This window comes from Bradyrhizobium sp. (assembly GCF_027307225.1).
Lineage (GTDB): Bacteria > Pseudomonadota > Alphaproteobacteria > Rhizobiales > Xanthobacteraceae > Bradyrhizobium.
Map to the genome: position 1 here is coordinate 42,880 of NZ_DAHUXJ010000041.1, position 10,149 is coordinate 53,028.

The following is a 10,149-nucleotide window of genomic DNA, read 5'->3' on the forward strand; positions in this document are numbered from 1 at the left end:
AAAGGCCGCAGCATTCAAGGTCGCTTATACCTTTACAGCTTAGTCATCCTTGGAGGGGAGCCTCCAGGACCGTTTGTACCCTGGCGTAACAGTAGATCGCGCATGAACATCGCTCGCATTGTTGTATTAGCCATTGCTCTCAGCGCCGGCGGAGTCGCGGCGTATCTTGCCAGCGGAATGACCGACAGCAAGGCGCCCGCTCCCGCAGCCGCACCCGTCGCCCAGCTTCAGACCGTCGATGTCCTGGTAGCCAAAGCCGACATCGGTCTCGGCCAGACGCTGAACGCCAATGACGTGATCTGGCAGACCTGGCCGGCGTCCACGGCGAGCGGCAGCTTCATTCGCCGCAGCGATCGCCCGGACGCCACCAACCAGATTGCAGGCTCGATCGCGCGCGCTCCCTTTGTTGCAGGCGAGCCGATCCGCGAAGCCAAGCTGGTGAAGGCCGACGGCTCCGGTTTCATGGCTGCGATCCTGCCGAGCGGCTATCGCGCGGTAGCGACGGAAATTTCAGCGGAGACCGGTGCCGGCGGCTTTATTCTGCCGAACGACCGCGTCGACGTCATTCTGACCCGTCACCTCAAAAATCCGAACCCTACCCAGCCCGACATCGTCGTCTCGGAGGTCGCGCTGACCAATATTCGCGTGCTCGCGATTGATCAGGCACCCAAGGAAAAAGACGGCACCAACAGCGTCATCGGCCGGACGGTCACGCTTGCATTGAAGCCCGAGGAGACAACCCACCTCGCGACCGCGCGACAGGCTGGAACGCTGTCGCTCGCCCTGCGCAGCATCGCCGACGCCAACCAGGTTGCGGTCAGCACTAACGAACAGATCCAGCATCCCAGCATCAACGTGGTCCGCTACGGCGTCACCAATCCAAGTACCGCGGCGACGAAGTGACCCGAACGGCGCCTATGACCAGAAGGACGAAGAATATGGCTAGCAGGGGAAGCCGGACGCCGATGCGGACCTTATTGATCGGTGCCCTGTCGGCTTCCGCGGCTGCGCTTGCGCTTGCATCAAGTCTGGCGCCAGCCGCCGCAGCCGACGGTGATTCCGCGCCGAAATCCGGCCCGGCCATCATCAGCGTTCCGGCGTCGATGGCTGCCGCGAGCACCTCGTCGGCAAGCGCCGCGCTGGCGACGACGTCCAGCATCCCGCACGATGTGACGAAGACGCGCTTTCTTGCGCTCGGCGTTGGCAAGTCGGCCGTCATCGACCTGCCGCGCGACGCCAAGGACGTGCTCGTGGCCGATCCGAAGATTGCAAATGCGGTGATCCGGTCGTCGCAGCGCGCCTACATCATCGGCTCGGCTGTCGGACAAACCAACGTCGTGTTCTTTGATGCGGACGGCCAGCAGATCGCGGCCTACGACATCGCGATCAAGCGCGACCTGAACGGCGTTCGCGCCGCGCTGAAGCAGCTTTTGCCGGCCGCCGCGATCCAGGCCGAAGGCATCGGTGACAGTGTGATGCTGACCGGATCGGTCGCGACCCCGATCGAGTCACAACAGGCCGGCGACGTCGTCGCGCGGCTGGTCGGCAGCGCGGACAAGGTGGTCAATTCCATCGTGGTTCGTGGCCGCGACGAGGTGATGCTGAAAGTCACCGTCGCGGAAGTCCAGCGCAGCATTATCAAGCAGCTTGGCATCGATATCGGCGCCAACATGAACTACGGCACGGCGGTGGTGAACTTCAACAACTCCAACCCCTTCACCGCGAACAGCGGGCCACTTGTCTCGGGCAATGGCCTCGCCGCCGCGGCCCTCAACAAGGCCGGCATCCCGACGGTGACGGCAACCCTGCGCGCGATGGAAAGCGCCGGCGTCGTGCATACGCTGGCGGAGCCCAATCTGACCGCCATCTCCGGCGAGTCGGCGACCTTTATTTCCGGCGGCGAATTTCCAATTCCGACCGGCGTTACCTGTCAAACCACGACCGCGGGCGCCATTGGACAATGCGTTCAGACCGTAAGCTTCAAGAAATTCGGCATCTCGCTCAATTTCACCCCGGTCGTGCTGACCGAAGGCAAAATCAGCCTCCGCGTCATGACGGAAGTGTCCGAAGTTTCGCTGGAAAACGCCCTACAGGGCGGCTCAGGCGGAACGACGATTCCCTCGATCAAGACTCGCCGCGCCGAAACGACGGTGGAGATTCCCTCGGGCGGCTCGCTCGCGATGGCAGGGCTCATTCAGGAGCAGACCAAACAGGCCATCAACGGCATGCCCGGTGTCGACCAGATTCCGGTGCTCGGCCAGCTGTTCCGCAGCCAGGACTTCGTCAAGAACCAGACCGAACTGATGGTCATCGTCACGCCCTATGTAGTGCGCGCGGTCGCCCAGAAAGAGCTCTCGCGGCCGGATGACGGTTTCGCGCCGGCTTCCGATGCTCAATCGGCGCTGTTTGCGCAGATCAACCGCATCTATGGCGTTCCGGCGCGGGTGGAACAGATCGGAAATTATCAGGCCAATTTTGGCTTCATCATCGACTAGGCCGGCCGTGGCGGGGGAAGCACGATGACAAACGAGACGTCGGTCGATCGCGCGAGAGCGCTCTTGCGACACAGGGATTTCAAATGGGCGGCAATGACCGGCGCGATGGTCGGACTTGCGGTCATCCTGGGCGCCTGCTCCGAGACGACCGGAAGCGTGGCGCAGCCCGTGAGCGCTTCGGACGATTATCGCTTGCGGCATCCGATCGCGGTCCAGGAAGCCAACCACTCCATTGTTCTCTTCGTCGGCCATGCGCGCGGCGGATTGTCGGCAACCCAGCGTGCTGACGTCTTCGGCCTCGCACGCGGTTGGGTCGCTGAGGGCACCGGCGCCGTTGTCATTGATGTGCCGGTCAACGCGCCCAATTCGCGTGCAGCGGAAAGCGCGGTTCGCGAAGCGAGGAGCCTGCTCGAAGCGGGCGGCGTGCCGGCGAATGGAATCAAGCTGCATCGCTACACGCCGGACGATCCCCGCACGCTGGCAACCGTGCGCCTGACCTATCCGCGGATGACGGCGGTCGCAGGCCCCTGTGGCGAGTGGCCTGAAGATCTCGGGCCGTCCATCAAGAACCCGGGCTACTTCGAGAACAAGTCCTATTACAATTTCGGCTGCGCCTATCAGCGCAACATGGCGGCGATGGTGGCAAATCCGTCGGACCTCGCGCAGCCGCGGCCGGAGACCCCGGCCTATACGGTACGGCGCACCGAAGGCTTTGAAAAATACCGCAAGGGCACGAGCACCGCGACCGAATATCCCGATGCAGATAAGGCCAAACTCAGCGATGCAGGCAAATGATCTATTCGCGTGACAATTCCGACGGGCCGGATGAACTGCCCCCGCTCAGCGACGACTATATCGCGCCGGCTCCACGGGTGTCGGTGCAGGCTTTCTGCGAAACCACGGCAACTGCGGACGCGCTGCAATCGGCAGGCGTCGACCGGCGGCTGGCGAAAGCGCATCTGACGATCAAGATGGGCGGCATGGAAAGCGCCATCGAGACCTATCACAGCGTCCCCACCCCGAACGTCATCATTCTGGAGACCAAGGCCGGCCACGACATCCTGACCGGCCTCGACGAACTCGCGAGCGTCTGCGACGCCGGAACGCGCGTCGTCGTGATCGGAAGCGACGAAGATGTCGCGCCATACCGCGAACTGGTACGCCGCGGCGTCAGCGACTACGTGATCGGTCCCGTCCAAACGCTCGACGTGGTCCGCGCGATTTGCGGCCTGTTCTCGGCGTCCGAAGACACGCCGGTCGGGCGCATCATCGCTGTGGTCGGCGCCAAGGGCGGCGTCGGCGCGTCCACCGTCGCCCACAATGTGGCGTGGGCCATCGCGCGAGACCTCGCGCTTGATTCGGTCGTGATCGACCTCGATATGGCGTTCGGTACGGCCAGTCTCGACTATAACAAGGACCCGCTGCAGGGCATCGCCAACGCGGTGTTCGCCGCTGAGCGGCCCGATAGCGCCTTCATCGAGCGTCTTCTCGCCAAGTGCAACGATCATCTCAGCCTGCTGGCCGCGCCCGCTTCGCTCGAGCGCGTTTACGATTTCGGCGTCGACGCGTTTGACGCGGTCTTCGATACCATGCGCCTGACGACGCCGGTGATCGTTCTGGATATTCCGCACCAATGGTCAGGATGGACGCGCCGTGCACTGGTCGGAGCCGACGATATCCTGATCGTCGCCGAACCGGACCTCGCCAACTTGCGCAACGCCAAGAACATGCTGACCATGCTCAAGGCCGCGCGACCGAACGACCGGTCGCCGCTCTATTGTCTCAATCAGGTCGGCATGTCGAGGCGGCCGGAAATTTCCCCGCGCGAATTTGCCAAGGCAATCGAAGGCCCTTCTCTCGCCGCTATACCGTTCGACCCCAAGATGTTCGGCACTGCCGCCAATAACGGCCAGATGATTGCTGAAATCTCCGCCGGTCATCGCATCAGCAAGACCTTCGTGCACATCGCAAATCAGCTCACCGGGCGCGGCGAACCGAAGAAGCCGAAGAGCTCGCTGTTCGCTCCGATCATCAACAAGCTGCGCGCCAAAGGCTGATCACGCCGGCGCGCGCGAGTTTGATCGCACGCCTCGTGGTCCCATTCCAACATTCGCATCCCCTTCTCAGGTAGCGAATGTCAAATTGACTCCACTAGAGCTCCGATTCCGAAGTTCGCAAACGATCGCGGCAAACTCTGGTGCGAACTTCGGAATCAAAGGAGCTCTAGTAACTCATTGATTTCTAGTGCGGCTTTGAATTTGAAGTTCCTATGAAGAACTTGCCGCAACGCTGATAGGAACTTCAAATTCGCCGCACTAGTCCGTACGGACGACGCTGCCTGGCGCAGGTTTGGCTGCGGCCTGCTTGGCCAATATCCGCTTCAGGTAAGCGACATTGGCGGCCGCTTCCTCGGGAGGCCGGCCCTCTCTCGCGAGGCTTTCGGCTTCCGCCATGTGCCCGCGCAGACCCAGCACCAACGCGAGATTCAGCCGCACGCGCGGATCCGCATCGGGACGGCTGTTGGCGCGCCGCAGCGTTTCCTCTGCCATGGCGAGGTCCTTTGAAAGAACGTAGGAGAGCGCCAGGTTGGACAGGACGGTCGGCTCATCCGGCACGATGCGCAGCGCGTGGGCGTAATATTGCCTGGCTTCCTCGCCGCGGCCGAGCTGATCCAGAACAGCGCCTTGCGCCGACAGAATTCGCCAATCCGGGTCCTCGGGCGTGTGGGCGCGGCCGAGAACCTCGAAGGCCTGCTGGAAATTGCCGTTATCCGCCAGCGCGCGGCCAAAGCCGGCGAGCAAGGCCTTGTCCTTGGGGTGAGCTATCGCGGCCTGTTCCAATATCGCAACCGCCTGAGACCGTTGCCCATTCGCACGCAGCGCCTTCCCGTAAGCCAGGACCGCTTCGACACTGTCGGGATGGGCGCGATAGCGATCGCGGTAGAAATCGAGGCTCCGTGCGGGAGTCGCCTGTTCCGACTTGTCGCCGAGCGATCCGGTGATGTCCGACAGACCGTCGGTCTGGCAGCCGCAAAGCCCCAGCAGCAGAATGGCCGATAACACCGGCGCGGCACGAAGTCTCGCAAGGCCGGACGGCCGGGGCAATCGCAGATGCATTCTGGAACCTGAACCACCTGGTGACCACTTTCCGAAGTTCGTACTGCCCTCGCAGCACTCACCGTTCACGAACTTCCGAAGGTTATGGTCACCAGCAACGTTACAATTCGAGGGCCGCTTTCCATTTGAAGTTCCTGAACAGGTTTCGCCGCTGGGGGGCGCAGGAACTTCAAACAGGCGGCACTCGTCCCAGAAATGCTTGCAGCTTAACCCTAAATTCCGGTTAAGCCGGCGTGATCGCTAGTGGTCCGATTCTAACATTCGCATCCCTTCTCAGCGTGCACTTTTGCGAATGTTAGAATCAAAGGACCACTAGCAAATGTCCGTTTCTAGTGGAGCTTAGGATTTGACATTCGCTTTCCAAACTCGCGGCCGGATGGGTAGCGAATGTCAAATCCACTCCACTAGTGTCCGGATTCCGAAGTTCGCAGCATTTTGCGGAGCCACGTTTTGAACTTCGGAAAGTGGGTACTAGCCGCGAATTGCCTGTGACTTCAGTCGAGGAACTGGGCGCCGAACTCGTAGCCGATCCGCCACGCCATCCGGCATTGCCGCGGCCGGCCTTCCGACATGATGATGGTGAACTCCGAAGGAACATCAAGGTGTTCGGCGATGACCTTGACGCCGCCCGAGGAGATATCGGTGATAGTACAGTCGCGCGGCAGCGAGCCCGTCCCAAACTGAATTTTGGCGAAACTCCGGCACACGCGCCGTTCGCTCGTACGTCGATTTGCAAACATGTCGATCCTTGCCCGCCCGATAGAGAACCATCTGGCACCCTGCCGTCTTAGCGGAGAAGTGTTGGAATCTACCTATTAGTTCAGATCGCAATTGAGCGGATTGATTCGAGTTTCCTTTACTGAATGGGCGCCTGCACAAGGGCCGCCGCTCCGAACTCTGGCCCCGCTATACGCTGCGTCCGAATATGATACAGGGAACGTAACCGGTGGCCTGATTCCAACATTTGCACGGAGAGCCCAGCATGACCGCCTTGCCCGAACGCCCCGAAGGCGCCGTCGACCCCAAATTGCTGGAAATCCTGGTCTGCCCGATGACCAAGGGCCCGCTTGAATATGACGCCGCACGGCAGGAGCTGATCTCGCGCGCCGCCAAGCTTGCTTATCCCATTCGTGACGGCATTCCGATCATGCTGCCCGAAGAGGCAAGAAAGATCGATTGAAGGAAAGAGCCATGCGCAAACGCAGGCTGATCGTGGCGCTCGCCTTCCTCGGCCTTTGCTGCGCAGTGACGAGTGCTTCGGCCGACGAGACCCAAATCCGCGTCGGCAATCTCGATGCCTTTTTGACCACCCCGCCCGGGGTCGAAAAACCGCCGGTCGCATTGCTGATCGCGGGCTCCGGATCAACGGACCACGACGGCAACGGACCGAGGGCCAAGCCTGCAACCTTGAAGAAGCTGTCCGAGCAACTGGCGGCGCAGAAGATCGCGACGCTTCGCTACGACAAGCGCGGCGCGGGCGGATGGAAGCCAGAATTCGGCAAACCCGAAGATTTTCGTTTCAAGGACTATGTCGATGACGCGGCATCGCTGGTGAACTACCTGCGCGCGAGCGGAAAATATTCCAGCGTGGCCGTGGTCGGGCACAGCGAGGGCGGCCTGGTTGCGATCCTCGCCGCACGGCAGGTGCAGATCGACCGGCTGGTGCTGCTCGTCACCGCGGCGCGGCGTCAGGGCGATCTCGTCAAGGCGCAGCTTGAAAAGCGACAGATCCCGCCCGACATCCTGGATCCAATCGCCAACGCGATCGACAGCATCATGGCCGGGCGGACCGTCGACCCGCCGCCCCGGGGCTTTGACGTGCCGCCGTCGATGCAGCCGAGCCTCGCCTCGGCCTTTGTTATCGATCCGATCGATCCCTTGAAAGCGATCGACGAACCGATCCTGATTGTCGGCGGCGGCCACGACTTGCAGGTGGCGCGGCTTGATTTCTTTGCGCTCGCTACGGCTGCACCCTTGGCCAAAACGCTTTGGCAGCCGGAAATGAATCACGTTCTGGTCGACGTGACCGACGACGCCGATAATCTCGCCGCCTACAATCAGCCGGAGCGTGCGCTCGACGCGAAGATGGTCGAAGCTGTCGCCGCTTTCATCCAGTCGGAAGACCGGCGCTGATCTACGCGCAAACGCTCAAGCGTTTGGCGCGAGGGAAAACCGCTTCACACTTTGCGCTAACGCGGCCCTCCGGGTCCGGATCATGCGTTACAGCGCTTCGCCCTTGAGAAGCCGGGGAACCTCGCCGGCGAGGCCCGCAGCCTGGCGAATGAAGATGCCTTTCAGCGGCGGGGCGCGATCGACCAGACCGAGACCAATATCGCGCACGGTGCGTAGCAGCGTCGATTGATTGGAGAACAGGAAATTGAGCGAGTTGGTAGCTAAGCCCATCGCCATGGTGTCGAACCGCCGCCAGCGCTGGTAGCGCTCGATCACGTCAGCCTGGCCGGGATCGATGCCGAGCCTTGCCGCATCGACGAGCACCTCAGCGAGCGCGGCGACATCCTTCAGACCCATATTGAGCCCCTGCCCCGCAATCGGATGAATGACATGGGCGGCATCGCCTACCAGCGCCAGGCGCTCGCTAATGAAAGAGCGCGCCACGAAATAGCCAAGCGGAAAGGCGCGCGGCCTGTCGAGCGCCCTCACCTCGCCGAGACGCAAACCGAAGCGCCGCTCGAGTTCGTCGTGAAACTCCTGATCGGCGAGCGCGACGATCCGCGCCGCCTCGTCGCGCTTCTCGGTCCAGACCAGTGACGAGCGCTTGCCGGAAAGCGGCAGAATCGCAAAGGGACCGGCGGGAAGAAAATGCTCTTCGGCGCGGCCCTGATGTTCCCGCTCATGTCCGACGGTGACCACGATTCCCGATTGATTGTAGTCCCAGCCATGGGTGGCTATTCCGGCGCGCGCGCGTAGCTTCGACCGCGCGCCATCGGCAGCCACCAGAAGGCTCGCTTCGATGATGTTGCCGTCCGAAAGCGTGACGTCGACGCCCCCGCTATGGGTCGAAAAATCGGAAACCGCAAGCGCGCGAAGATCGACCCCTTCAGCCTCGGCGCGTTGAACCAGCGCGTCGATCAAATATCTGTTCTCGACCATATGGGCGAAGGGTTCGCCCGGCTCGATATCTCCGGAAAATGTCAGGAACACCGGTCGCGTCGCATCCTCCAACTTCGAATCCGTGACAACCATGTCCAGGATTGGCTGCGTGCTCGCCGCAACCTGGTCCCAGACCCCAATCGCCTCAAAAAGACGGCGGCAGGCCGCGACAATCGCGGTCGCGCGCGGGTCACGGCTCGGTCGCGTGGCGAGCGCCGGATCGGCGACAGTGATGGGAAAGTCGTTTCCGAGGCCTTGGCGTATCGCCAAAGCGAGCGCAAGACCGGCAAATGCGCCGCCGCCAATGACAATGCCTCGTTGAACCGACATGCTGGACCCGCTCGAAATCAATGAAACTAGTGGTCGGATTCTAACATTCGCGTTCCGAACGTGCAGCCAAGTGGGTAGCGAATGTCAAATCCACTCCACCGGCCTTGCTACCTTATTATAGCTGGGCGAAACAGGGTCTATAAGCAAGGGGCTGGAATGATGAGAGAAAGCTTCCGATGTCCAAGAGCCTGATCGACCTGATTTCCGTTCTCGATCTCGAACCGATCGAAGTGAACATGTTTCGCGGCAAGAGCCCGAAGACATCCTGGCAACGGGTGTTCGGCGGACAGGTGATCGGGCAGGCAATGGTTGCGGCATGTCGCACCGTCGAGGGCCGGCTGCCGCATTCCCTGCACTGCTATTTCATCTTGCCCGGCGATCCGCTGATTCCGATCATCTATCAGGTCGAGCGCTTGCGCGACGGCAAGAGCTACTCGACGCGGCGCGTCACCGCGATTCAGCACGGGCATGCCATCTTCTCGATCATGGTGTCGTTTCACGTCGCCGAGCCGGGCGCCTTCGATCACCAGGACAAGATGCCCGACGTGCCGCCGCCGGAGAAATTGACCGCCGAGGAAATGGCCAAGCAGCCGATGTTCCGCGACATGCCGGAATTCATCCGCCGCTATTACGAGTCCGACCGGCCGATCGAACTGCGCCCGGTCGAACTCGGCCGTTATTTCGGCCAAAAGATCGATGACGGCCGCATCCACGTGTGGATCAGGACGGCGGCAAAACTGCCCGACGATCCGGCGCTGCACATGTGCGCGCTCGCCTATGCCTCGGATTTCTCTCTGCTCGACGCGGTCATGGCGCGCTACGGCCGGACGCTGTTCGACCGGCGCATGATGCCGGCGAGCCTCGATCACGCAATGTGGTTTCACCGGCCATTTCGCGCCGACGAATGGCTGCTTTACGCCCAGGACTCGCCGAGCGCGCAAGGCGGCCGCGGCCTGACGCGCGGGCTGATCTTCAAGCAGGACGGCACGCTGGTGGCTTCCGTTGCGCAGGAAGGCTCGGTGCGCGAACGGAGGTAGACGCCTTCGCCGCTGACGCGTTATGCGCCGCGATCGACCAGTTCGAATTGCGAGACCACC

General features: G+C 62.0%; 10 protein-coding genes. 7 read left to right on the top strand and 3 right to left on the bottom strand.

Features of this window, described 5'->3' with window-relative positions:
• Positions 1–102: 102 nt before the first annotated feature.
• The 4 genes from cpaB to M6D32_RS06835 all read left to right on the top strand — a co-directional run bounded on the left by cpaB (position 103) and on the right by M6D32_RS06835 (position 4,552).
• A complete protein-coding gene (gene cpaB / locus M6D32_RS06820; protein ID WP_298254645.1) occupies positions 103–903 on the top strand; it encodes a Flp pilus assembly protein CpaB in 801 nt (266 codons plus the stop codon).
• Between the two features lie 62 nt (positions 904–965).
• The gene (locus M6D32_RS06825) at positions 966–2,495 is read left to right on the top strand and encodes a type II and III secretion system protein family protein (protein ID WP_298254647.1); all 1,530 of its coding nucleotides are present in this window, start codon (positions 966–968) and stop codon (positions 2,493–2,495) included.
• 93 nt (positions 2,496–2,588) lie between these two features.
• A complete protein-coding gene (locus M6D32_RS06830; RefSeq protein WP_298254669.1) occupies positions 2,589–3,290 on the top strand; it encodes a CpaD family pilus assembly protein in 702 nt (233 codons plus the stop codon).
• Positions 3,287–4,552: an AAA family ATPase gene (locus M6D32_RS06835; RefSeq protein WP_298254649.1), complete on the top strand. Its 1,266-nt coding sequence runs from the start codon at positions 3,287–3,289 to the stop codon at positions 4,550–4,552. Before M6D32_RS06830 ends, M6D32_RS06835 begins: the two co-directional genes overlap by 4 nt.
• Positions 4,553–4,810: 258 nt before the next feature.
• Here the strand turns inward: M6D32_RS06835 and M6D32_RS06840 are convergent, their stop codons facing one another.
• Together M6D32_RS06840 and M6D32_RS06845 are read right to left on the bottom strand one after the other, a co-directional pair.
• On the bottom strand, positions 4,811–5,611 hold the full coding sequence (locus M6D32_RS06840; RefSeq protein WP_298254651.1) for a tetratricopeptide repeat protein: 801 nt from the start codon (positions 5,609–5,611) through the stop codon (positions 4,811–4,813).
• 494 nt (positions 5,612–6,105) lie between these two features.
• Positions 6,106–6,351 carry a PilZ domain-containing protein gene (locus tag M6D32_RS06845; protein WP_298254653.1) on the bottom strand — a complete coding sequence of 82 codons (246 nt, stop codon included), beginning with the start codon at positions 6,349–6,351 and terminating at the stop codon, positions 6,106–6,108.
• A 242-nt stretch (positions 6,352–6,593) separates the two neighbouring features.
• Between M6D32_RS06845 and M6D32_RS06850 the strand changes: the two genes are divergently transcribed.
• Positions 6,594–6,791, top strand: a complete 198-nt coding sequence (locus tag M6D32_RS06850) for a Trm112 family protein (protein WP_298254655.1) — start codon at positions 6,594–6,596, stop codon at positions 6,789–6,791.
• Between the two features lie 11 nt (positions 6,792–6,802).
• Complete coding sequence (locus M6D32_RS06855) at positions 6,803–7,744, top strand: alpha/beta fold hydrolase (protein WP_298254657.1); 942 nt, start codon at positions 6,803–6,805, stop codon at positions 7,742–7,744.
• An 87-nt stretch (positions 7,745–7,831) separates the two neighbouring features.
• Here the strand turns inward: M6D32_RS06855 and M6D32_RS06860 are convergent, their stop codons facing one another.
• Positions 7,832–9,052 carry a ubiquinone biosynthesis hydroxylase gene (locus M6D32_RS06860; protein WP_298254659.1) on the bottom strand — a complete coding sequence of 407 codons (1,221 nt, stop codon included), beginning with the start codon at positions 9,050–9,052 and terminating at the stop codon, positions 7,832–7,834.
• 176 nt (positions 9,053–9,228) lie between these two features.
• Between M6D32_RS06860 and tesB the strand changes: the two genes are divergently transcribed.
• On the top strand, positions 9,229–10,089 hold the full coding sequence (gene tesB / locus M6D32_RS06865; protein ID WP_298254661.1) for an acyl-CoA thioesterase II: 861 nt from the start codon (positions 9,229–9,231) through the stop codon (positions 10,087–10,089).
• Positions 10,090–10,149 lie beyond the last annotated feature (60 nt).